General features: G+C 64.5%; 23 protein-coding genes, 1 tRNA gene and 1 pseudogene. 13 read left to right on the top strand and 12 right to left on the bottom strand.

Translation table 11 applies throughout. The features are described from left to right. Positions 1 to 3 precede the first annotated feature (3 nt). Positions 4 to 1509 (top strand): glycosyltransferase family 39 protein, encoded by a 1506-nt coding sequence (locus MWU77_RS10655; RefSeq protein ID WP_169689277.1) that lies wholly within the window; start codon positions 4 to 6, stop codon positions 1507 to 1509. On the opposite strand, the gene MWU77_RS10650 is transcribed toward MWU77_RS10655, so the two are convergent. The 3 genes from MWU77_RS10650 to MWU77_RS10640 are packed head-to-tail and all read right to left on the bottom strand — an operon-like array spanning position 1497 to position 3966. Then, a complete protein-coding gene (locus MWU77_RS10650; RefSeq protein ID WP_169689278.1) occupies positions 1497 to 2345 on the bottom strand; it encodes an ABC transporter permease in 849 nt (282 codons plus the stop codon). The genes MWU77_RS10655 and MWU77_RS10650 overlap by 13 nt on opposite strands. Positions 2346 to 2405: 60 nt before the next feature. Then, complete coding sequence (locus MWU77_RS10645; protein ID WP_169689279.1) at positions 2406 to 2813, bottom strand: DUF2628 domain-containing protein; 408 nt, start codon at positions 2811 to 2813, stop codon at positions 2406 to 2408. Positions 2814 to 2859: 46 nt separating this feature from the next. Then, positions 2860 to 3966, bottom strand: coding sequence for a PLP-dependent aminotransferase family protein (locus MWU77_RS10640; RefSeq protein ID WP_247273637.1), 1107 nt, complete (start codon positions 3964 to 3966; stop codon positions 2860 to 2862). 47 nt (positions 3967 to 4013) lie between these two features. Between MWU77_RS10640 and MWU77_RS10635 the strand changes: the two genes are divergently transcribed. Beyond that, positions 4014 to 4538 carry a MarR family winged helix-turn-helix transcriptional regulator gene (locus MWU77_RS10635; protein WP_169689281.1) on the top strand — a complete coding sequence of 175 codons (525 nt, stop codon included), beginning with the start codon at positions 4014 to 4016 and terminating at the stop codon, positions 4536 to 4538. Positions 4539 to 4805: 267 nt separating this feature from the next. Next, positions 4806 to 6832: pseudogene (betT, locus tag MWU77_RS25125) on the top strand (choline BCCT transporter BetT). A 14-nt stretch (positions 6833 to 6846) separates the two neighbouring features. Here the strand turns inward: betT and MWU77_RS10620 are convergent. From MWU77_RS10620 to MWU77_RS10595, 6 genes are all read right to left on the bottom strand, one after another. After that, the gene (locus tag MWU77_RS10620; RefSeq protein WP_169689283.1) at positions 6847 to 7539 is read right to left on the bottom strand and encodes a universal stress protein; all 693 of its coding nucleotides are present in this window, start codon (positions 7537 to 7539) and stop codon (positions 6847 to 6849) included. 49 nt (positions 7540 to 7588) lie between these two features. Beyond that, entirely contained in the window at positions 7589 to 8881 is a 1293-nt protein-coding gene (gene nhaA, locus MWU77_RS10615; protein ID WP_169689284.1) for a Na+/H+ antiporter NhaA, read from the bottom strand. 187 nt (positions 8882 to 9068) lie between these two features. Next, entirely contained in the window at positions 9069 to 10853 is a 1785-nt protein-coding gene (locus MWU77_RS10610; protein ID WP_169689285.1) for a long-chain fatty acid--CoA ligase, read from the bottom strand. Positions 10854 to 10950: 97 nt separating this feature from the next. Continuing rightward, positions 10951 to 11865, bottom strand: a complete 915-nt coding sequence (locus tag MWU77_RS10605) for a glycosyltransferase (RefSeq protein ID WP_169689366.1) — start codon at positions 11863 to 11865, stop codon at positions 10951 to 10953. Beyond that, positions 11834 to 12691, bottom strand: coding sequence for an ABC transporter ATP-binding protein (locus tag MWU77_RS10600; RefSeq protein WP_169689367.1), 858 nt, complete (start codon positions 12689 to 12691; stop codon positions 11834 to 11836). The genes MWU77_RS10605 and MWU77_RS10600 overlap by 32 nt, the downstream gene beginning before the upstream one ends. A 59-nt stretch (positions 12692 to 12750) precedes the next feature. Then, positions 12751 to 13329, bottom strand: a complete 579-nt coding sequence (locus MWU77_RS10595) for a bacterial proteasome activator family protein (RefSeq protein ID WP_247273634.1) — start codon at positions 13327 to 13329, stop codon at positions 12751 to 12753. 154 nt (positions 13330 to 13483) lie between these two features. Between MWU77_RS10595 and MWU77_RS10590 the strand changes: the two genes are divergently transcribed. Beyond that, the gene (locus MWU77_RS10590) at positions 13484 to 14683 is read left to right on the top strand and encodes a cysteine desulfurase-like protein (protein ID WP_247273633.1); all 1200 of its coding nucleotides are present in this window, start codon (positions 13484 to 13486) and stop codon (positions 14681 to 14683) included. 14 nt (positions 14684 to 14697) lie between these two features. Here MWU77_RS10590 and MWU77_RS10585 read toward each other — a convergent pair whose 3' ends face one another. Then, entirely contained in the window at positions 14698 to 15684 is a 987-nt protein-coding gene (locus MWU77_RS10585; protein ID WP_247273632.1) for an NAD(P)H-quinone oxidoreductase, read from the bottom strand. Between the two features lie 109 nt (positions 15685 to 15793). On the opposite strand from MWU77_RS10585, the gene MWU77_RS10580 reads away from it, so the two are divergent. Both MWU77_RS10580 and MWU77_RS10575 read left to right on the top strand, forming a co-directional pair. Then, the gene (locus tag MWU77_RS10580) at positions 15794 to 16264 is read left to right on the top strand and encodes a MarR family winged helix-turn-helix transcriptional regulator (protein ID WP_247273631.1); all 471 of its coding nucleotides are present in this window, start codon (positions 15794 to 15796) and stop codon (positions 16262 to 16264) included. A 27-nt stretch (positions 16265 to 16291) separates the two neighbouring features. Further along, positions 16292 to 16379 (top strand) — tRNA-Ser (locus MWU77_RS10575). Positions 16380 to 16415: 36 nt separating this feature from the next. On the opposite strand, the gene MWU77_RS10570 is transcribed toward MWU77_RS10575, so the two are convergent. Beyond that, a complete protein-coding gene (locus MWU77_RS10570) occupies positions 16416 to 17579 on the bottom strand; it encodes a tyrosine-type recombinase/integrase (protein ID WP_247273630.1) in 1164 nt (387 codons plus the stop codon). Positions 17580 to 17582: 3 nt separating this feature from the next. Continuing rightward, on the bottom strand, positions 17583 to 18074 hold the full coding sequence (locus tag MWU77_RS10565; protein ID WP_247273629.1) for a hypothetical protein: 492 nt from the start codon (positions 18072 to 18074) through the stop codon (positions 17583 to 17585). Positions 18075 to 18241: 167 nt separating this feature from the next. Between MWU77_RS10565 and MWU77_RS10560 the strand changes: the two genes are divergently transcribed. The 7 genes from MWU77_RS10560 to MWU77_RS10530 all read left to right on the top strand — a co-directional run bounded on the left by MWU77_RS10560 (position 18242) and on the right by MWU77_RS10530 (position 21890). Then, positions 18242 to 18448 carry a DNA-binding protein gene (locus MWU77_RS10560; RefSeq protein WP_247273628.1) on the top strand — a complete coding sequence of 69 codons (207 nt, stop codon included), beginning with the start codon at positions 18242 to 18244 and terminating at the stop codon, positions 18446 to 18448. Further along, positions 18445 to 19059 (top strand): hypothetical protein, encoded by a 615-nt coding sequence (locus tag MWU77_RS10555; RefSeq protein ID WP_247273627.1) that lies wholly within the window; start codon positions 18445 to 18447, stop codon positions 19057 to 19059. Before MWU77_RS10560 ends, MWU77_RS10555 begins: the two co-directional genes overlap by 4 nt. Further along, a complete protein-coding gene (locus tag MWU77_RS10550) occupies positions 19056 to 19307 on the top strand; it encodes a hypothetical protein (RefSeq protein ID WP_247273626.1) in 252 nt (83 codons plus the stop codon). The genes MWU77_RS10555 and MWU77_RS10550 overlap by 4 nt, the downstream gene beginning before the upstream one ends. Then, positions 19304 to 19447, top strand: a complete 144-nt coding sequence (locus tag MWU77_RS10545; protein WP_247273625.1) for a hypothetical protein — start codon at positions 19304 to 19306, stop codon at positions 19445 to 19447. The genes MWU77_RS10550 and MWU77_RS10545 overlap by 4 nt, the downstream gene beginning before the upstream one ends. Positions 19448 to 19564: 117 nt before the next feature. Further along, positions 19565 to 19882, top strand: a complete 318-nt coding sequence (locus MWU77_RS10540) for a hypothetical protein (RefSeq protein ID WP_247273624.1) — start codon at positions 19565 to 19567, stop codon at positions 19880 to 19882. Then, complete coding sequence (locus MWU77_RS10535; RefSeq protein ID WP_247273623.1) at positions 19879 to 20601, top strand: bifunctional DNA primase/polymerase; 723 nt, start codon at positions 19879 to 19881, stop codon at positions 20599 to 20601. The genes MWU77_RS10540 and MWU77_RS10535 overlap by 4 nt, the downstream gene beginning before the upstream one ends. Continuing rightward, positions 20598 to 21890, top strand: a complete 1293-nt coding sequence (locus tag MWU77_RS10530; RefSeq protein WP_247273622.1) for a hypothetical protein — start codon at positions 20598 to 20600, stop codon at positions 21888 to 21890. The genes MWU77_RS10535 and MWU77_RS10530 overlap by 4 nt, the downstream gene beginning before the upstream one ends. The last annotated feature ends 47 nt before the right edge of the window (positions 21891 to 21937 follow it).

The following is a 21937-nucleotide window of genomic DNA, read 5'->3' as shown; positions in this document are numbered from 1 at the left end:
CACGTGAGGGCATGGCCGCTTCCCTTGATCGTCGGGGGAGCGGCCGTGTTCGTAGGTGCGGCTTTTTCGTGGGTTCCGTCGTTCTGGTGGGACGAGGCCGCCACTGTCTCGGCGGCGAATCGTCCCCTCGGGGCGCTCCTCGAACTGCACGCCCAGCGCGATGCTGTGCACGGGCTGCACAACCTGCTTCTGCACTGGTGGTTCTCGCTGGTGGGAATCAGTGAGTTCACCGCCCGGATCCCAGGTGCGGTGGCGCTCGGGGTCGGCGCGGCCGCAATCACCGCGACCGGACACAAGCTCGGCGGGGCACGAGTCGCTGTCGCGTCGGGTGTGTTGTTCGCGATCACACCGCGGGTGACGTGGGCAGCGACCGAAGCGCGCTCCTATGCTTTCGCGATCGCAGGGGCAGCGCTGTTGACCCTGCTGCTGGTGAAGGCCCTGACCGCGGGCCACGCACGTTGGTGGGTGGCGTACGCTCTGCTGGCTGCGGTTTCGACGGTGCTGTTCGTCTACTCCGCGACAGTGGTCCTCGCGCACGCGGTGACAGTCCTGTTGCTCTCGCGTGATCGTGTGAGGTTCGCCGTCGCAGCGGTGGCCGGAGCGTCGCTGTCGGCGCCGTTCATGATGCTGGCGTCGACCCAGATACAGCAGGTGTCGTGGATCCCGCCGCTCGACGCCACTGTGGTGCGCACGATCCTGGTCGACCAGTGGTTCCCGCAAGCTCCCTGGGCGGCGGGACTGTGCGCGGTGACCGTCGTCGCGGGTGCGGTCGTTGCGATGCGGATCGGCGTGACACCGGGGGAGCGGATGCTGCTGGCGGTGGCGCTCCCTGGATTCGCCGTGCCGATGACGGTGCTGCTCGTGAGTTCGCTGGTCTCGCGCAATCTGTATCTCGACCGGTACCTGTCGTTCACGGTGCCTGCGATGGTGCTGCTGGTGGGCTGGGCGCTGGCTCGGGTCGCGACTCGGTGGTGGACGATGCTCGTCGTGTTCGTCGCGCTGGCTGTGGCAGTGTCCCCGGCCTACATCGCGCAGCGTCAGCCGTTCGGGAAGGCAGGCGGGATGGATTACAGCGCGGTCGCCGACCGGCTCATCGAGGTGTCGGAAGCAGGCGACTGCGTCGCATTCGAGCCGACCATCTCGTGGGCACCGACCTCCCCGCGAGCGGTCATGGATGCGCGGCCGGATTCGGTGGTGGGTCTCGATGATGTCGGGCTCGGGCGCAGCGCGGCCGAGCGAACTCAACTGTGGTCGAGTGATGCGGCGCCATCCGAATCGGCCGTTCGTGCGGCCGCCCGGTGCACGGTGCTGTGGGTGATCGCGGATCGTGAGCGCGATACCCCCTGGAAGCTGTGGCATCCCAACAATGTGTGGTGGCGATTCGAGCCGTATCGATTCACCGACACGGAGACCTTCCACGAACTGGCCGCGGCGGGATTCGAGATCACCGACCACGCCGCGGTCCACCGGTTGCAGCTGATCAGGCTGCAGCTCGGTCAGACCCAGTAGGCGACGCGAGCGCGGTAGTTGCGCATCGCGAGCAGGGCCAGTCCCCAGCCGAGCACGGTGATCACGAGGACGATGACCCAGTGGTAGAGCTGCTGGTCGCCGCCGAGCAGCGGGGTGCGGACGATGTCGAGGAAGTGGTAGAGGGGATTGATCTCGGCGATCTTCGCCCGGCCTTCGTTGCCTGTGCCGACGAGGGTCTGCTCCGTCCAGATGATCGGTGTCATGAAGAAAAGCAGCTGGACGATGCTGCCGAGCAGCGGCGCGATATCGCGGTAGCGGGTCGAGAGAATGCCGAACACCAGTGAGACCCACACCGCGTTGATGGCGATCAATGCCAGCGCGGGAATCGCCGCGAGGGCGGTCCAATGCAGCGGCTGCGGAAACACGATGAGAATGCCCACGTAGATCACGATGTTGTGCGCGAACAAGATCATCTGTCGCCACACCAGGCGATACACATGCACGCTCAGTGGCGTCGGCAACTGTTTGATCAGGCCCTCATTGGACATGAACACGTCGGCGCCCTCGAGGATCGAACCGCTGATCAGGTTCCAGATGATGAAGCCGAGGGCCACATACGGCAGGAACGTGGGTACATCGAGGTTGAACAGTGTGCCGTACAGCACGCCCATCGCGATCGCGGAGACGCCCGTTGCGATGGTGATCCAGAACGGGCCGAGCACCGAGCGCCGGTACCGCTGTTTGATGTCCTGCCATCCGAGGTGGAACCACAGCTCACGATGCGCGAACCCATCGCGGAGGTCCTCGAATGCACGCTTGAATGTGCGGGAGGACGATTCGATCGGCTCGTCATCGACGGTGAGGGCATCAGACACGGGTCCCGAGCCTACCCGCGTCGAAAACATGCCTATTGCGGTGTGGTGGTCGGCGTCTGTTCACAGCCCCCAGGTGTGACGTCCCAGCACGCGGCGCTCGTAGTTGTAGATGTTGACGCGGCTCGCGATGAAGAAGGCGAATCCGAAGGTCACGATTCGGTCGATGCTGGGCGGCAGGTCCAGGATCAGGCTGACGAACCCGATGGCGATGCCGAGTCCCACCAACACCAGGGCTTTCCGCCACAAGCGCAGATACAGCAGGTAGAAGACACCGAAGACCGCTCCGAGCCAGTTGAAGTTCAGCTTCATCCGCTTGCCGAACGACAACTGCCGGAATGCGGCGGTGTAGGCCGGTGAAGTCTTGATTGCGCCCGGTGTGCCGTTCCTGTCGAAGAACTCGAACCGGTACCGCCACGTGTTGCTCAGGCCCTCGTACTTCTCGGTGCCGTGCGTGCTGATATCCGTCATGATCCCCCCCGGATGTTCGACCGTTCCCCCTGAACGGTTCAACGCATTATGCACGATGGTCCCTCAGTAGCTGCGCGAGTCTCCGGAGCCCGCGTTCGGTGGCGTCCGCGTCGGCGTGGCTGAAGTTCAGCCGCATGGTGCCGAGCTGCGGACGATCGGGGAAGAACTCCTCGCCCGGCATGAACGCGACACCGCGATCGATCGCCGTGTGGAGCAGAGTTCGCGTGTCGAGCGGCCGAGTGAGGCGGAGCCAGAAGAACAGCCCGCCTGCTGGGGCCTGCCACTCGGCGAGCCCACCGAGGTGACGGTGCAGTGCCTCGTCGAAACCATCGCGGCGCTTTCGGTAGAACGACGCGAGATCCTCGAGGCGGTTCGACCAGCTCGGGTCGGTGACGGCGCCCAGCACGAGTCGCTGAGACAAGGTGGAGCTGTGCAGGTCGACGGCCTGCTTGAGCATCACCAGGTGCGGGAACAGGTCCTCGGACGCTGCGAGGAAACCGAGGCGAAGCCCAGGTGCGAATGTCTTGGAGAACGAACCCTGATACACCCATGATCCGCCGCCCATGCGGGCCGCGACGGGCACTCGGTCGCACGGTTCGTACGTGAGCTCGCGGTACGGGTCGTCCTCGAACAGCGTTGTGCCGCTGTCCAGGCAGGCGCGGGCGAGGCTGTCACGCTCGTCGCGTGTCGCGCACCTTCCGGTGGGGTTCGCGAAGGTAGGCACGACGTAGGCGAGGGGCGCGGTCGGTGCGCGGTCCCAGCCGAGGTTCGTGAAGTCGGCGCCGTAGAGGCGGAAGACCTGCAGTGCCGCGAGGTAGGTGGGGGATTCGACCGCCACGGGCGTGCCTGGGTCGATGAACAGCTTCGAGACGAGGTCGATGCCCTGCTGACTGCCGGACAGGATCATCACGCGCTCGGTGGGTGCGTCGAGGCCGAGCGCGCGTAGTTGCTCGGACACGGCGGCCCGCAGTTCCGGGTCGCCTTCGCTCGGTCCGTACTGGAGTAGGGCGGGGTCGTCGGAGTGGGCCAGGTGCGGAAGGGTTTCCGATGCGGGGAGCCCGCCCGCGAACGACACCATGCCCGGCCGGTCGATGACGGAGAGAATTTCGCGGATCGGTGATGGGCGAAGCGAAGCGATGCGTTGGGAGAGCATGGGCGATTCCCATCAAATAGGTCAATGTTGTTGACGTACTCTAGGGCATGAGTGAGAATAAGGTCAACGTGTTTGACCCAAATCGTGAGGCGGAGTTGAGAGAGGCGATCGAAGATTTCTTCTTCGGTTACCGAGCCTTCACCGCGCTACCCGATCGACTACTCGCTGAACGCGGACTCGGCCGGACGCACCACCGCATCCTGCACTTCGTCCGCCGCGACGACGGGCTGTCGATAGGCGAACTCCTCGACATCCTCGGTATCACCAAGCAGGCACTGCACCGGCCCATCAAGGACCTCGAAGGGCAGGGGCTGATCGCAATCGCACCCGATGTGAACGACCGGCGTGTCCGTCGGCTCACGATCACCGACGACGGACGCACCCTCGAAGCCGAGCTGACCGCTGCGCAGATGCGCCTTCTCGACGACGTGTTCCGTCAGGCAGGAAGCGGTGCGGAAACGTCGTGGCGGGCGGTGATGGAGTTGCTGCGCGCAGACCCTCTCGATCAGGACGCTCGAGCACTCTCGACATTCACGACAACTGCTGCGCACGCACCGATCTCGGGGGGATAGTAAGTCATCGACCCGCGCGGTCGACGAAGCTCTGCATGCAAGGAGTACTGGTTGACCGACGCAGAACCGCCGCATCCGAGAATCGAACGCAGCCAATTCGGAGTACCCGAACGACGCAGGGAGCCTGCGCTCGAAGATCTGCCCCCGATCTCCAGCACCGAGTTGAGCAAGGGGCCGACCGAGCTCGCCGAACACCGGGGACCCCGCGTCAATTGGCGCGTCTTCGTCATCTCGGCTGCCGTCGTCCTGGCGTTCTCCATCTGGGCCATGGTGATGCCCGATCAGGCCAAGGAGACCATGCACACGGTCGTGACGTGGATCGCGACCAATGTGGGCTGGTTCTACGTCGTCACGGTCACCCTGGTCATCATCTTCGTGCTCTGGGTTGCGCTTTCGAAGGAGGGCAGCGTCAGGCTCGGACCTGATCACTCGCGTCCCCAGTACAAGCTGTTCACCTGGGTGGCGATGCTCTTCGCTGCCGGCGTGGGCATCGACATGCTTTTCTACTCCGTCACCGGACCGATCAGCCAGTTCATCGCCCCACCGGCGGCGAGCCCGGAGTCTGCGGAGGCGATCCAGGACGCCGTGGTCTGGACGATGTTCCACTACGGCATCGCCGGCTGGTCCATGTACGCGCTACTCGGTATGGCAATGGGCTATTTCGCTTATCGCTGGGGGATGCCGTTGTCCATCCGCGCTGCGCTCTACCCCCTGCTGGGTAAGCGGGTGCGAGGAGTGACGGGTGACGTCATCGACATCTTCGCACTCGTCGGCACCGTCTTCGGTGTCGCGACGTCGATGGGCATCGGTGTCGTCCTGCTCAACGTCGGGTTTTCGACCATGTTCGGTCTCCCGGAAGGCCTCGCGCTGCAGATCGCGCTGGTGCTGGTTGCTGTGCTCATGACTGTCGCTGCGTGCACCTCGGGCGTGGACAAGGGCATCCGTCTGATCTCCGAGCTCAACCTGTGGTCGGCGGGCGCGATGATACTGTACATCCTCGTCACCGGCAAGACGTCGTTCCTGCTCAATGCCTTGGTCGAGAACATCGGCCGCTTCGTGTTCACCCTGCCCGAGCGGACCCTTCAGACGTTCGCATACGAGAATGACGGTTCCGCGTGGATGGCCAGTTGGACCCTGTTCTTCTGGGCGTTCTGGCTTGCCTGGGGACCATTCGTCGGCCTCTTCCTGGCCAGGATCTCCCGCGGCCGAACCCTGCGCGAGTTCGTCATCGCCGCGATCACCGCACCCGTGCTCTGCGACTTCTTCATCGTGTCGATCTTCGGCAACAGCGCCATGCGCGAAGTCCTCGACGGCAACGACGAATTCGCGGAGCTGGCCGTCGACAGTCCGGAACACGGTTGGTACAGCCTGCTGGAGATGTTCCCGGGGCGCCCTTCCTGATCGGTCTGGCCACGCTGTCCGGACTGCTCTTCTATCTCACCAGCGCCAACTCCGGCGCCATGGTGATGTCGAACTTCTCGTCGTCGATCCCCGACCCCGCCGTCGATGGTGCGAAGTGGCTGCGGATCTTCTGGGCCCTGGTCACCGCGGTTCTCACGATCGCCATGCTCGTCGCAGGAGGGGTGACGACCATGGAGTACGCAACCCTCATCTTCGCGCTGCCGGTCACGATCATCGCGTACCTGGTGATGGCCTCCTTCTCGAAGGTGCTGCGGATGGAACGTGCCGAGCGCGAAGGCCACATGCTGCGCCGAAGGACGATGGCTGTGCACGGCGGGCAGACACCGGAGAAGACCTGGCGACAACGATTGGGCAGTTTGAGGTCGTACCCCTCGAACAAGGTGGTGGCCCAGTTCTCGACCCGGGTGATCGAGCCGGCCCTACGGGAAGTGGCCGACGAGTTCGGCAAACTCGGTTACGAGGCCGGCCTGACCACCACTCCCGACGCGAACACCGGTATCGACGCGCACACACTCGTCGTCAACATGGACGAGCATCGAGATTTCCACTATCAGGTGGCCGGCGTCGAGGCTCCTGTGCCGACCTTCGGCGGACGCAGCATGTCCAGGCAGATCGACGTCTACTACCGGCTCGAGGTGTTCACCCAGACCGGGTCGGAGGGCTACGACCTGATGGGACTCACCAAACAACAGGTCATCAACGACGTCCTCGACCGCTACGAGGCCCACCTCGGCTTCCTCAGCTACTCAGCCGAACACGACTATGCGTCGAAGTTGACGCCACCCACGGTTCCCGCCATCGAGGGAACTCCGTCGATCCCCGTCACTGCCGACGACGTCGAGCGCATCGATGACGACAAACCCGGCGACTAACGTCGGCTGTGGCTCTAGGACCCTTCGACATCTTCTGCAGGAACGCGCATGGCCACTGGGGCCGAATGCTTGTCGTCGGTCGACGCGTGCTCTGCCGGATCGACGACGAGGACCGGTACGGGGCAGTGCTCGGTGAGATACGCGGCGACGCTGCCCAGCATCCGGTTCGACATGCCCCGGCCGCGCTTGCCGATCACCAGTACATCGGCATGCTGTTCGGTCGCGAACCATCGCAGGCTCTGCCCTGCCGGGCCGGCGATGACCGCGTAGCCGACGGGGACCTCCTCGGAGCCGGAGGCCGCCGCTTCCAGCCGTTCCTTCGCCCCGGCGAGCACTTCGGAGTCGATGTCGGTTGCGTCGTCGTACGACACCACCGCGACGAGCTCGAGTACCCCGCCTCCCGGCGCGAACAGTTGCCGCGCGGTACGCAAAGCCTGTTCGGCCTCCTTCGATCCGTCGAATCCCACCATCACGCGCAGACCGCCGGACTCCTCGCCACCGGCACCCCACATCGCGACCGGCTCCGACGCCACGGACCGGGGATTCCGTTCGATGCGCTCGAATGCGATGGGTACGAACAGGGGGCCGAGGATAACCGCGATGAGTGTCCATCGTGGGTCGTGCCCCTTGCGGGCCATCCACAGTCCGGTGGCGAGCCCGGTTAGCACCCACACGCCGATGAAAACCCACAGTGCCGTCCAGTTCACGGCGCCCTCCTCCTGAAATGTGAAGGAACGAAGATCGGCCGGAAGGTGATCATCGTCCCTGTTGGACGTCGGGGATTACATGGCCGTCGTCGTCGACCCGATCGTGCTCGGCGATGCGCCGGTACGCACGGTTACGGATGGTGAGGACGATCGAAGCCAGAACAGCGCTCAGTACCGATCCACACAGCACAGCGACCTTGGCGTGATCTGCCTCGACCGATCCCGCGCCGAACGCAAGATCGCCGATCAGCAGGGAGACCGTGAATCCGATGCCGCCGAGTAGCGCCACACCGAAGACGTCGACCCAGCGCACATCGTCGTCGAGGCGCGCTCGGGTGAATTTCGCCATCAGATAGGTGGTTCCGAAAATCCCGATGACCTTGCCGACGACAAGGCCTGTCGTCACTCCCACGGAGACGGGATCGGTGATCGTGGAGGTCAGGCCCGAAAGGCCTCCCACAGTGACGCCAGCGGCGAAGAACGCGAAAATCGGCACGGCGATTCCCGCAGACAGCGGGCGGACCCGGTGTTCGACATGTTCGGCGACCGCGATCTTCTTGCCGTTCACGTGCCGCGACACGGGAACGAGGAAGCCGAGCAGCACACCGGCGATGGTGGCGTGCACCCCGGACTGGTGGACGAGCCACCACGTGATGACACCCAAGGGCACCAGTACCCACCACGCAGTCACTCCGCGTTGCATCGCGAAACCGAAGGCGGCCAGCGGAATCAGGGCACCACCCAGATACAGCAGGTTCAGTTCGTCGGTGTAGAACACGGCGATCACCGTCACTGCGAGCAGGTCGTCGACCACCGCGAGGGTAAGCAGGAAAGTCCGCAACGCTGTGGGCAGATGCGACCCGATCACCGCGAGAACGGCCACGGCGAATGCGATGTCGGTGGCGGTCGGCACCGCCCAGCCGTTCAGTGCTGCGGCACCACCCTGCAGGTTGATCGCAACGAAGATCAATGCCGGGGCCATCATCCCGCCGACTGCCGCGACGATGGGCATCGCCGCGCGTCGGAGATCGCGCAGATCACCCTCGACGAATTCGCGTTTGAGTTCGACACCGACGATGAAGAAGAAGATTGCCAGCAGTCCGTCGGCGGCCCACGTGCCCAGCGACAGATGGAGATGCAACGACTCCGGACCGAACGTGGTGTCGCGCAGCGCGTGATACGAATCCGACCAAGGGGAGTTCGCCCAGATCAGCGCCGCGAGCGCAGCAAGCAACAGCAGGGCGCCGCCGACCGTCTCCTTGCGCAGTATGTCCGTGACGCGACGTGACTCTTCCGAGGAACCGCGTGACAGCAAGGGAAGTGACGAGAAGATTCCGGGCATCACACGCCTCCGGATACGGACAAGGAATCGTTGCGATGGCACGACGGAATCATGACACCTCCGGTTCGACAGCAGAAAACACTCGCCGACCAGACTTCCCGGCACACCGCACGTAACCGTACCGCACCGGCGGCCACCGGTGCGGTACGGGAGTGTCCGACGCCGAGAATGATCGGCCGAGAAGAACCTACGGCGTGCTGTCGTAGAGGCTCGCAATCTGCTCGGCGTACTTGGCGTCGATCGGCTTGCGCTTGAGTTTCATCGTGGGGGTCAGTTCGTCACCCGATGGTTCCCAGATGGTCGGCAAGACCGTGTACTTCTTGATCTGCTCGACCCGCGACAGCTTCGAATTCGCCACCTGCACTGCTTTCTCTATCGCATCGAGGACGACGGGATCGTCGGCAAGTTCCTCGTGGGTGCCGGACAATCCGTGCTCCTGTGCGAATGCTGCGAGTGCGTCGGGGTCGAGTGCGAGCAATGCGACGTTGAACGGCCTGTCGTTGCCGATGGCGACGGCCCCTCCGAGCATCGGGCACGCTGCGCGGAGAACACCTTCGATGTTGGCGGGCGACATGTTCTTTCCCGCGGCGTTGACGATGAGTTCTTTCTTGCGGTCGATGAGTCGAACGTAGCCGTCGTCGTCGATCTCTGCGATGTCGCCGGTATGCAGCCATCCCTCGGAATCGATCGCGTCGGCGGTCTTCTCCGGATCGTTGCGGTACCCCTTCATGAGCAGAGGGCCTCTGACGAGGAGTTCGCCGTCCTCGGCGGTCTTGATCTCCACGCCGGGGACCGCTCGGCCGACCGTTCCGATACGAATGGCGCCGGGCCGGTTCATGGTCACCACGCACGACGTCTCCGACATACCCCACACCTCGGAGCACGGGATGCCCAGCGCCAGTACGAATTCGAGAACCTCGGGCGAGATCGCGGCGGCGCCGGTGACGGCGGCGCGAACCTCGTCGAGTCCGAGCTTCTGTCGGATCTTCGACAGCACCAGCTTGTCGGCGAGACCATGCTGTAATTCGAGCGTCCTCGGGACGGGCTTGCCGTCGGACTGCAGCCGCGCACGCGTGCGGCCGACATCGATTGCCCACAACGCGAGCTTCTTCTTGACCGGGCTGGATTCCTCGGCGAGTGTCTTGTCGATCGCGGCCTTGAGCTTGTACCAGACCTGCGGCACAGCGCCGAACAGCGTTGGGCGGACACTCGGCAACACCGCGATCGCCTGTTTGAGGTCGTCGAGTGTCGTGATCTGCATACCGCCATAGATGCTCGAGTAGTGCGAACCCCACCGGTTCGCGATGTGTGCATCCGGCAGATACGACACGATCCGGTCGGCGACACCGGTGGGCAGGAACGTGGTGGTCGCTTTCAATTCGGCGAGCAGATTCGCATGGGTCAGTTCGACACCCTTCGGGGGTCCTGTGGTGCCGGACGTGTAGATGAGAGTGAGCAGGTCCGACGGTTGCACGGCCTTCCACGCCGCCTCGAAGTCGAATTCTGCATCGGCGGCAGCCTCCAGATCGTCGAGCGACAGCGTTCCCTCGGGCTTTGCGTCGATGCACACCAGGTGCTCGACCTTCGTGGTGCCGATCGCTTCCGTCAATACTGGGACGAACTGCTCTTCGCAGATCATCACACGGTTGCCTGCATTACCGAGCACGTGCGAGATCTGTTCGGCGGTGAGCGAATTGTAGATCGAGAAGGGGGTCGCGCCCAGATGGAATGCTGCAGTGTCGAGAAGGTGGAACTCCGGGCGGTTGGTGAGCATCAGACCGACAGTGTCGCCGTGCCGAACACCGAGCCCGGCGAGTCCGGCGGCGAGCCTCTCGACGCGGTCGGCGTACTGGCTCCATGTGTACCGGACAGAATCGTCCGGTGTGCGCAGCGCGACGCTGTCGGGGTACGCCGCGGCGGTGGACTGGAAAGCATGGCAGAGGGTGGACGGTGCACTGTCTCGAGTTGTCATGATCGCTCCAGGGAAGAATGGTGCGAAAAGTGTAAAGGGGACTGCACACGTTCGTGGGCGGATTGGTGTGAATGGCTGGGGCGCTACGGATCCACCCTCAGGGACGCTCGAACTTCTCCTCGCGTCCCAACTTGCGTAGCCGCACCCACTCACGCAAACCGGCCGGGTCACGGCGGGTCACCAGGAAGTACCAGCCGAACCGCACCCACTCCTGCGGCAGCAGTCGTCGCAGACCGGGTTGTGACAGCAGATAGCCGCGGTTGCGGTATGTGAAGAAGCGTTTGACATCGTTGTCGGGGAACTGGGTGTGCATCCGTCCGCCGAGGATCGGCTTGAATTCGTCGGCGCCATCAGGATGCAGGTAGGCAGTCTGCAGGCACGTCCCGAAAGGAAGCCCCGAACGTACCAGCCGTCGGTGGACCTCCACCTCGTCGCCGCGCACGAACAGCCGCAGGTCGGGGACGCCCACAGCGTCGATCGCATCCGCGGTGAACAATGCGCCGTTGAACAGCGACGCGATACCCGGCAGCAGGTCCTCGTCGCCGAGTTCATGACGCCACCGCCGCCACACCACTCCGCGGCGAAGGGGGAACGCCAGCCGGTCCGGCTCGGCGATGTCGCAGACGACAGGGGAGACTTCGGCCAGCCCATTGCGCTCCGCGCAGTCGAGCAGCGTCGCGAGAACCTCATCACCCTCAGGCCGACCGTCGTCGTCGGCGAGCCACACCCGGTCGGCCCCCAATGACAGCGCGTACAGAATGCCGAGCGCGAAGCCGCCGGCTCCCCCCAGATTGTGCTTCGACCCGAGATAGGTCGTGGGAATCTCGACCGCGTCGACGAGCACACGCACCTCGTCTTCGTCCGCGTTGTCCACCACGACGAGATGATCGAGGGGGCGCGTCTGCGCAGCCAGCACCTTCAGCGACTCGGCCAGAAGCTCGCGGCGCCGATGGGTGACGACGACGCCGATGATGCGTTCGTCAGGCACCGTTGCCGCCCATCGGATCCGCATCGACGACGGAAGCCGATCCGGCGGCGGTGCGTTCACGTTCGAGTTCTTCGAGGACAGTGCGCACGTGGTCGCCCGCGTCGTCGCCCTCGTAGGCACGCACCACGTCTTCGATGCCGCCTTCCTGTCGAATCCGGCCATGATCGATCCACATGGCCCGGTCGCACAACTGTGCGAGGAACTCGTTGGAGTGGCTCGCGAAGACGAGAATCCCCGAGCGCGCCACCAGTTCCTGCAACCGGACGCGAGCCTTCTTCATGAACTCGGCGTCGACTGCGCCGATGCCTTCGTCGAGGAGCAAGATCTCCGGGTCGATGCTGGTGACCACACCCAGCGCGACACGCACGCGCATGCCCGTCGAATAGGTGCGCAGCGGCATCGACAGATAGTCGCCGAGCTCGGTGAACTCGGCAATCTCGTCGACCTTTGCCAGCATCTGCTTGCGGCTCATGCCGAGGAACATGCCGCGGATGAGGATGTTCTCGTAACCGGAGATCTCGGGGTCCATGCCCACACCGAGGTCGAATACCGGCGCGACACGTCCGCGCACCCGCGCCGCGCCGCGCGTCGGCTCGTAGATGCCCGACAACAGGCGCAGCAGCGTCGACTTTCCAGCTCCGTTGTGGCCGACGAGACCGACCCGGTCGCCTTCTTTCAACGACATGGTGATGTCGCGGAGCGCTTCGACGACGACGACGTCGGAGGCGTTGCGGCCGATCGAGCCGCCGGCCTTGCCCAGGAACGCCTTCTTCAACGACCGAGTTTTGGCGTCGAAGATCGGAAAGTCGACGCATGCGTTTCGGGTTTCGATGCTGACTCGGCTCACGATGCTGCTCCAGACGCTGACACGAGTTTCGAGCCTACCGGTCCGCTTCTGATGCTCGACGCCTACAGGTACTGGCCGGTGCCCGTGTGGCCGTGGCCTTGCTGGTCGTCCGCTCCGGCCTGGATGTTCAATCCGGGCGGCAGCGCGCCCTGGCGCATCTGTTCGAGCTGCGCGCGGGCCGCCATCTGCTGAGCGAACAGAGCGGTCTGGATGCCGTGGAACAAGCCCTCCAACCACCCGACGAGCTGAGCCTGGGCGATACGAAGTTCGGCGTCGGACGGCACGGAGTCTTCGCTGAACGGCAGCGCGAGCCGCTCGAGTTCTTCGCGCAGATCCGGCGCGAGACCTTTTTCGAGTTCCTGGATCGAGGAGTGGTGGATCTCCTTGAGCCGTGCTCGGCTCGCATCGTCGAGGGGCGCGGACTTCACCTCTTCGAGCAGTTGCTTGATCATGGTGCCGATACGCATGACCTTCGCGGGTTGCTCGACCATGTCGGCGAGGGTCTCGCCGGAACCGGCCTCGTCCGCGGACGCTTCTTGCGATCCCGGCACCTCGGGCTGCCCCACTTCGCCACGGGGAATACGGACGGGCTGTCCGTCCGGGCCGATCACCAGAACATCGTCATTCTCGGGATGCGTCATGGGTCAATTCTGGCCTTTCCGGCCGAGCGCTGGGGCATCGGCCCGATCTGTGCGTGGAATGTCCGCGATTCTCCCGTTCGAGCGTACCGACCGGTCGAGCCTTGCCCGGGGAGCGAACAACCGCCGGTTGACTCCAAGATTTAGAGTGTCTGCCATGGCTTACGACGTTGCCCGGATTCGGGGGTTGATCCCCTCGCTCGGCGACGGTTGGATCCACCTCGATCCGCAGGCAGGCATGCAGATCCCTGACGCGGTGTCGCGCACCGTCTCGACAGCGTTCCGGAACGCTGCAGGATCGGCGGCGGGCCGGCATGTCTCGAACCGTCGCAGCGCAGGGATTCTCGACGCGGCGCGCACCGCCATCGCCGACGTCGTGGGCGGCGATCCTGCCGCAGTGGTCCTCGGACCGAGTCGCGCCGTGTTGCTCGCGTGGCTGGCCGAATCGCTGAGCCCGAGACTCGGGCTCGGTACCGGCATGGTGCTTTCGCGTCTCGATGATGAGGCGAACGTGGCGCCATGGCTGCGGGTGGCGAGCCGTTACGGCGCGCAGGTGCGTTGGGCCGAGGTCGACATCGAGACCTGTGACATGCCGGCCTGGCAGTACGAGGAACTGATCACCCCGACGACGCGTCTGGTCGCTTTGTCGGCGGCCTCGTCGATCGTCGGCTCGGCGCCCGATGTCCGGGTGGTGGCCGACCTGGTCCACGACGTGGGGGGCCTCATGGTCGTCGACGCCGCAGGTGCCGCACCGTACGCCCACCTCGACATGGCCGATCTCGGCGCCGACATCGTCACCGTCGACGCTGCCGCGTGGGGCGGGCCACAGATCGGCGCGCTGGTCTTCGCCGACGCTGCGCACCTCGACCGGGTCCCGGCGATGTCACTCGACTCGCAGGCCCGAGGGCCGGAACGGCTCGAAGTCGGGGGCCATCAGTACGCGCTGCTCGCGGGTGTCACCACGTCGATCGATTTTCTGTCCTCGCTCGACGACGAAGCCACCGGGACCCGACGGGAACGGCTCGAGATTTCCATCAGCTCGATGCAGCACTACCAGGACAAACTCTTCGAACGGCTGCTGCGCCAGCTCGACAGCCTCACCGGTGTCGTTGTGCTCGGACGTGCGTCGAGTCGGGTACCCACGATCAGCTTCACGATCGACGGTGTGCCCGCGGACAAGGTGGCTGCGCACCTGGCGGATCGCCGCATCGCGACGGTCGCGAGCACTCGCGGGACGAGCCGGTTGCTCGACTCACTGGGTGTGAGCGACGAGGGCGGCGCTGTCAGCGTCGGCCTCGCGCCCTACACCACGGCGTTCGAGATCGACCAGCTCGTCCGCGAACTCCGCAATCTCTGAGCTCACCTCTGAGCTCACCTGCGGTCGATCTCGAGCACCACCTTGCCCACTGTTTCCGGGGAGTCGAGAAGTTCGTGGGCCTTGGCGGCTTCCGCGATGGGGAGCTCGGCGTGCACGACGGGTTGGACCTTGCCTTCGGCAACCAGCGGCCAGAGATGTTCACGGACGGCTGCGACGATCGCGCTCTTGCCCGATTTCCCGGTATCGGGCCGGCCGCGCAACCCTGTTGCAACGACGTGTCCACGCTTGGCGAGGAGCTTGCCGAGATTCAATTCGCCCTTGGTGCCGCCCTGCATCCCGATCACCACGAGCGTGCCGTCGGGGGCGAGGACGTCGATATTGCGCGACAGGTACGCCGCGCCCATGTTGTCGAGCACCACGTTCGCGCCGCCGTAGGCCTTCTTCACCTCGGCGACGAAATCTCGAGCGCGGTAGTCGATCGCCAGGTCTGCACCGAGTTCACGGCAGCGATCGAGTTTGCCTGCGGACGCCGTGACCGCCACCGTTGCGCCGAGGGCCTTACCGACCTGGATGGCATGCGTACCGATACCGCCGCCTCCGCCGTGCACGAGCAGGACATCTCCGCGGGTCAGACCGGCGCTCATGACGACGTTCGACCACACCGTGCACGCGACCTCGGGCAGAGATGCTGCCGCAGCGAGGTCCATGCCGGCAGGTACCGGCAGTAGCTGCGAGGCGGGAACCACAACCTGTTCCGCGTACCCGCCGCCGGTGAGCAGCGCGCAGACGCGATCGCCGATCTTCCATCCGGATACACCCTCGCCCAGCTCGGTGATCACACCGGAGCATTCGAGTCCGAGGATCTCGCTGGCCCCGGGCGGTGGCGGATACAGACCCCGACGCTGCAGCAGGTCGGCTCGGTTGACCGCAGTGGCGGCGACATCGAGAAGAACCTGTCCGGGACCGAGCTCCGGGTCCGGCTGTTCGATCCACTGGAGAACCTCGGGCCCACCGGGTTCGGTGGCGACGATTGCGTGCATGTCGACGACGTTATCGTGACGGGCTCGAGATAGGGCAATGACTCGCACATGCCCTCCGGGGAGTACCTGGCGGTAACTTCTCCGGCAGGCACGTGATTACACTTCCCGCGTGACCGGCGAACATGACACACCGAACTGGCTGACCGCGGAGGAGCAGAACGCCTGGCGACGGTATATGGATGGCAATGGCCGGTTGATGGAAGTGCTCAATCGGAACCTGCATGACAAGCACGGGTTGTCTCTTGCCGAATACCGGATCCTCGTCATGCTGACCGAAGCTCCCGATGGGTCCCTGCGCATGAGTGAACTCGCCGACGGTGTGCTGTCGTCCCGCAGTCGCCTCACCCATCAGATCCGGCGTATGGAGACCGACGGAATGGTCGTGCGGAGTTCGTGCCCCGACGACGGTCGCGGCGTGCTGGCCACCGTCACCGACGAGGGTCGTCGTCGCCTCGCGGAAGCTGCTCCCACCCACGTCGACGATGTGCGTACCAACCTCATCGATTTGCTGAGCAAGAGCGAGTTGACGACCCTGGCCCGAATTTTTGCGCGGGTGGACGGGGCCCTCGCTGAAAAGTAGTTGGGGGATGCGGTTAGGATTTGGCACGGAAGCGTGGCAGAGCGGCCGAATGCACTCGCCTTGAAAGCGAGCGTCGTGAGAGCGACCGGGGGTTCAAATCCCTCCGCTTCCGCCAGAGCCCCTCACCTGTTCACGCAGGTGAGGGGCTTTTTCATGCCTCTGTGGACTGCTCGATCGGTTCCGGTGGGCACATTTTGGGCACACCCGCCCCCGAATAGGCATGATCGAGCACGACCGCAACAGCGTCCAGATCCTCGTCGAACAGGTCGCTGTACGTGTCGAGTGTCATCGCCGCCGACGCGTGTCCGAGCATCCTCTGTAGCGCCTTCACGTTCACTCCGGCCGCGACTGCCAGGGATGCCGCTGTGTGTCGTAGATCGTGCGGAGTCACGCGTTCGATTCCCGCGCGCTTCACTGCCAGCTCGAACCATCCGCTGTGGCTGACCGGTCGACGCATGTGCTCGCCGTCGCGGCCCGGGAAGACGAGATCGTCGCGGCTGCGTCCCTCACACTGCTTCGCCAGCTCGTCGAGGACGAAAGCCGGCACCGGCACGGATCGGACCTTGTCGCCCTTCGTGGTGCCGACGACGTGCTTCGTTCTGACCTGGACCGCGTTCTCGTGCACGGTCAGACGCCGTCGTAGGAAGTCGATGTCCCGTATCCGGAGCCCGATCGCTTCGCCCCACCGGAGTCCGCAGTAGGCGAGCACCAGGACGAGCGCACCGTTTCGGCCGGCCTCGTGTGCCAGCGTCGCAACGTCGTCGGCTGTGAGGTACTTGTGTCGGCGCTTCGACTTCCGTGGCAGGTTCTCGACTCCGCGGGCCGGGTTCTTCACGATCCGCCCGTTCTTCACCGCGTCGTCGAGGATCCCCGCGAGGACCCCGTATGCACGGATCACCACGGTGGCCCCGGATCCTTTCACGACGATCTCTCCGTCTTCGTCGAGCTCGTCGCGTCCCATGTCGGCGATCCACCGTTCGACGGCACCTAGCTTGATGTCGGCGATTCGTGTCGTTCCCCATCGTGGTTCGACGTGCGTACGCCACGATGAATCGATCGCGTTGTACGTCGAGGCTTTCGTGTCGACCTTCTTGCGTGTCAGCCACTCCGGTGCCAGCTCTCCGATCGTGATTCGGCCGAGTGCTGGTGGTACGTATTCGCCGCGCATCTTCTCGACTTCGACGGTGGCTGCGAACCGTTCCGCTTCCCGCTTCGTCTTGAATCCGCGTTTCTTCGATTGGGTTCGGTCGGGTGTGCGGAATCGGACCATATACCGCTTCCCGGAGGATGTTTCGTACGACTCAATCGTCGCCATCGGTTACTTGGTCCGTTCCTCTTGCGTGAGGTGGCCGGCCTCGACAGCGCGGACTAGCCAGCGGCGGACTGTAGCGGGGGACACGTCGAAGTCCCGCGCCATGATCGTGGTCGGTCGACCATCCTGTAGCCGAACCCAGCGGTAGAGCGCTGCCAGCTGCGGCAGGTCCTCGTCGGAGACCGTCTTGGTCGCCTCGAGCTTGTCCCAGAACTCTGGTGCACTCGCGATCGGCCGGCTCTTGCCTTCACCGGTCAACATGCTGATCTCTCGCGCCGCTTCGCGAACAAACGGTTCCATCGAAATCTTGGCAAGCTCACCGCGTTGAATCGGTGGCCCGTCCGGAACTTGCTCGGCGACGATCTTCGTGACGATGTACTTGCCACCGTGCGGTTCGATTTGTGCGGTCACTTTGTACGCCAGCTCGTCTTCGGGGCCAGCGGTGACTTCGAGTTGTTCGTAGCCGAGTAGTCCCGGCGCGACCTCATGGTTCGGCATCGATGTCGACCTCTTCGTGATCTGCGGCATTCGTTAAGCCTGCCTCGTTGTGAGCGGGTTCTCCAACACTCTCTCTTGATGGGGTCTTGCAGATCCCGCTCATTCACTGTACAACTGAATGCGCGGGTGATGAAACACCCAATCAGAAACCGAAGGGGATGAGGAAGATGGCCGAATCGGCACTCGCAACGGCGGACGAACTCGCCGAATATCTGCGCACCACCACCAAGAAGCTCGCCCAGGATCGTTACCGCGGCATCGGCCCGAGATTCGTGAAGCACGGACGTCGTGTTCTCTACCGCTGGACCGACGTCTACGCCTGGACCGAAGCGAATCTGATGCAGCGCACCGACGACACCCCGGGCGCAGCGTGACCGCCGCGTTCTGGATCGACGAGGACGGCACCGAGTACCAGATCGACTCGTCTCGTCCCGGCGCCCCCGGCTGGTCGGTCGTGCACTTCGTCGACGAAGGCATGGCGCTCTCGATGGTGCAGAACCAGCACATCGTCGTCCGCCAGCAAGAAAATGCCCCCGACGCCGTGCAGGGCGTCGAGGGCAAGGAACCGTCCAACCAGGAAGAAGGAGATTCTGCAATGCAGTCTACCGACATCGTGCACGGCCGTGAGGAAGCACTCGAAGCGCTTGCCGCGAGATCGATCAAAGACCAGGAGGACGGCTTCCTCGTCGTCCTCTCCGTAGCCCGAAGCGGACCGTTCCGCGCAGAAATCACCCAGTACGCCCGACGCGCAGAGAACGGCGAAATCGTCTTCGACGAACTCGAGCTCACCATCGACTCGAGCGACCAGGCCGGTGGGCAGATGTTCTCCGACCTCACCATCCTCGACGGGCAGCTCGACGACTTCCTGACCGTGGTCGAACAGATCACTGCGGAGTACCGCGCCATCGTCGGGCAGGGGTCGAAGTCGCTGCGCCGCGACGAGGACGAGATCCGCGCCGCTGCTGATGTCCGGGAGTCGATGTGAGCGACAACGAACTGTTCCGCGAGATCGATGGCGAACCGATGATCGCCCCCAAGGGCATGTCCCTGCTACTCGGTGTCCCGCTTACGGACATCCTCGCCGAATCGGCGCGACACAACGGCCAGCAGTGGACGCTGCCGGCCGAATGGATCAAGTCCGGTATCCGCCGATCGAAGGAATATCAGGCAGCTACCGGCCGGAGCGACATGCACGGCGCGCTCGAGTACTGGGCAGCCCGGGAGGCGAAGTGAGCCTCCTCGAAATTCTGCTGATCTCGATCGTCGCAGCACAGAACGTCGGCCTGCTCCTCGCGCGCGCACACGACCGGCAGGTGTGCCGCGACACCTTCGGAGAGGACGCCACGAAGGCAATGAGGCGGTCAACGACATGACCTGATTCCGCTGATCTACCGCGCTCAAACGAACCCGCACACCTCGTTGAACGCCCACGGGCCGGGAGCCCCGAACCAAGGTCTCCCGGCCCACCGAACCCGAAAGGACGCAGCCACATGCGTCAAGGCAAGAGTATCCCGAACGGGACTGACAATGCGCTCGCTGCCGCGCACAGCAACCTCCTCGCGCTGGCACAGCAGTGGGTCTCCCACCTGCCCGCTGGCGCGACGTTCACCGCGGCACAGATGGCGCTGTACCTCCCGCCCTATGCAGACGACAAGCCCTGTCGCCGTGGCGCGCTCGTGCGGGAACTGCAACGCCGCGGATACATCGAATTCCACGGATACGGGCCACGTGCCGCAGATGACGACTGGGATGCCCCCGCCCGAGTGTGGCGACGCACCGCCCTTCCCATCACCGGGGAGGCAGCGTGACCGACAATCACCCCCGCGTGATGCTCGAACGCGGTTTCGCTCTCGGACCACTCGACGGCAAGAAAGCGTTTCTGCCCGGCGGATTCCACGCCTTCACCACCGACCGCGACGAACTCAACCGACTTGCCCGCCAATACCCGCGGTGCAACTGGGGAGGCCGGCGAGAAGGTGTGATCGTCCTCGACGAGGACCCCCGCAACGGTGGCAACCTCGACGAACTCGGACCTGATGCGCTCGACACCCTCGTGGTGCGCACCGGCAGCGGAGGCCGGCACGCCTACTTCCGCTTCGACGGGAAGATCCGCGGCAAGCTCGCCGACTATCCCGGCATCGACCTGAAGTCCGGTCGCACCGGCTACACCGTCATGCCCGGATCGGTTCACCCCGACACCGGACTCCTCTACGTGATCGAACGGAACATCGAGATCAAACCACTGCCACAAAGACTGCTCCCTCTTGTGGAACCGCCGAAGTACGTACCGCAGCCGACCGTGGTCAGCCCGGAGAAGCGTAGTCACGGCATCGTCCGCAAAGTGTCCGAAGCCGGGGAGGGAGACCGCAATGCAATGACGTTCTGGGCGTTCTGCCGAGCGTTGGAAAGAGGGGAGCAGTCTTTGTTGGACGACATTCGGGCAGCGGCTGTTGCGGTCGGTCTCGACGAACGTGAGATCGAAACGTGCCTGCGATCCGCGCAGCGCACCGTGGGGAGGGCCGCATGAGCGCAGCGACCGTAACCGAACTCGTGCCTTCCGAAGCATTCTGGGAACAGCGTCCCGTGCTCGCCCATATTCGTGATTTCGCCCGGGCACGTATCACCCCGCCGTGGGCTGTGTTCGGGCACGCAATCCTGCGGGCGAACGCATCCATCGAAGCGAACGTGGTTCTTCCGCCCATCGTCGGCACCGATGCGAGCTTGAATCAGTACCTCGCAGTCTGCGACTACAGCGGTGGTGGTAAATCCGCCTCGTTCGGTGTCGCCCGTGACGCGATCCGATTCGTCGCTGAACACTCCACGGGGAACCGCGAGATCGAAACCCCCACTGTGCCCGCCGGCACCGGGGAGGGACTGGCGAAGATGTTCCGTCGCCCCGATGACGAGGACGACGAACGGCCTACGCGGGCGATCATGAACGTGGCAGAAATCGGCACGCTCCGCGCCCTCGCCGCACGGCAGGGTGCCACGCTGAACGATCAACTCCTCGCCGCCTACATCGGGGAGCAGATCGGGTTTCAGAACGCGCAGAAGTCCACACACTCGGTACTGCCGCCGCACTCGTACCGGCTGTGCATGGCGGTCGGTGTCCAGCCCGAGAACGCCGATGCACTGCTCGCCGGCGCGAAGGACGGTCTCCCGCAGCGATTCATGTGGCTCCCCGCTACCGACCGATCCGCACCGTGGCCCCCTCCGGAACAACCCGAACCGCTCGAGATCGTCGTCAGGAACTACGGAGCGAAACGAGTCGAGGTGAAAGTCCCGGACAGCGTCGTAGAAGAGATCCGCCGAGCCCGCTATGACCGGGTGATCGGCGTATCCACCGATCCGATGGCCTCACACCGTTTCCTGTGCCAGGAGAAGACCGCTGTGGGATTGGCAATCCTCGACGGGCGCATCGACATCAACGAGGACGACTGGCGCATCGCAGGGCAAGTCATGCGGGTCTCGGACCGGACCCGAGACCACATGCTCCGAGTCCTCGAGGAACAGCGTCGCAAGGTCAACCGGGCACGGGCCGAGGAACGCGCCGAAGCAGACGGCATCGTCGAAGACCGCGCGAGTGAGCGGATTCGGAAACGGGCCCGCGATGCCGTTATCCGTGTGCTCGAACGCCGCGGGCAGTGCTCCCGTAAACAACTCCGCGGGGACATGCGCCACGAACTTCGCCGCGAACTCGACGCGACATTGGCCGACCTGATCGACGAAGGGCACGTCAGCGAATTGGGTGGGGAGTACGCCCTAGCCGGGGGGTACGGGGGTACGGCCGGTACCCCCCAGGAAAACACCCGCTGACCTGCACTAACGAGGGGGGTACGGCTTTGTACCCCCGTACCCCCCTC

Origin of the sequence: Rhodococcus sp. F64268, from assembly GCF_023015605.1 — a bacterium.
GTDB lineage: Bacteria > Actinomycetota > Actinomycetes > Mycobacteriales > Mycobacteriaceae > Rhodococcus.
Note: the sequence above shows the minus strand (reverse complement) of the source record. Positions and strands in the feature narration are given on the sequence as shown.

Bases quoted from the DNA above. Each gene is read 5' to 3' on its own strand.
- MWU77_RS10610 (WP_169689285.1), bottom strand. From the start codon at position 10,853: ATGACAACTCGAGACAGTGCACCGTCCACCCTCTGCCATGCTTTCCAG.
- MWU77_RS10605 (WP_169689366.1), bottom strand. From the start codon at position 11,865: ATGCGGATCCGATGGGCGGCAACGGTGCCTGACGAACGCATCATCGGC.
- MWU77_RS10530 (WP_247273622.1), top strand. From the start codon at position 20,598: ATGAGCGCAGCGACCGTAACCGAACTCGTGCCTTCCGAAGCATTCTGG.
- MWU77_RS10635 (WP_169689281.1), top strand. From the start codon at position 4,014: ATGAGTGAGAATAAGGTCAACGTGTTTGACCCAAATCGTGAGGCGGAG.
- nhaA (WP_169689284.1), bottom strand. From the start codon at position 8,881: ATGCCCGGAATCTTCTCGTCACTTCCCTTGCTGTCACGCGGTTCCTCG.
- MWU77_RS10565 (WP_247273629.1), bottom strand. From the start codon at position 18,074: ATGCCGAACCATGAGGTCGCGCCGGGACTACTCGGCTACGAACAACTC.
- MWU77_RS10645 (WP_169689279.1), bottom strand. From the start codon at position 2,813: ATGACGGATATCAGCACGCACGGCACCGAGAAGTACGAGGGCCTGAGC.
- MWU77_RS10540 (WP_247273624.1), top strand. From the start codon at position 19,565: ATGCGTCAAGGCAAGAGTATCCCGAACGGGACTGACAATGCGCTCGCT.
- MWU77_RS10560 (WP_247273628.1), top strand. From the start codon at position 18,242: ATGGCCGAATCGGCACTCGCAACGGCGGACGAACTCGCCGAATATCTG.
- MWU77_RS10585 (WP_247273632.1), bottom strand. From the start codon at position 15,684: ATGCACGCAATCGTCGCCACCGAACCCGGTGGGCCCGAGGTTCTCCAG.
- MWU77_RS10595 (WP_247273634.1), bottom strand. From the start codon at position 13,329: ATGACGCATCCCGAGAATGACGATGTTCTGGTGATCGGCCCGGACGGA.
- MWU77_RS10570 (WP_247273630.1), bottom strand. From the start codon at position 17,579: ATGGCGACGATTGAGTCGTACGAAACATCCTCCGGGAAGCGGTATATG.
- MWU77_RS10640 (WP_247273637.1), bottom strand. From the start codon at position 3,966: ATGCTCTCCCAACGCATCGCTTCGCTTCGCCCATCACCGATCCGCGAA.
- MWU77_RS10590 (WP_247273633.1), top strand. From the start codon at position 13,484: ATGGCTTACGACGTTGCCCGGATTCGGGGGTTGATCCCCTCGCTCGGC.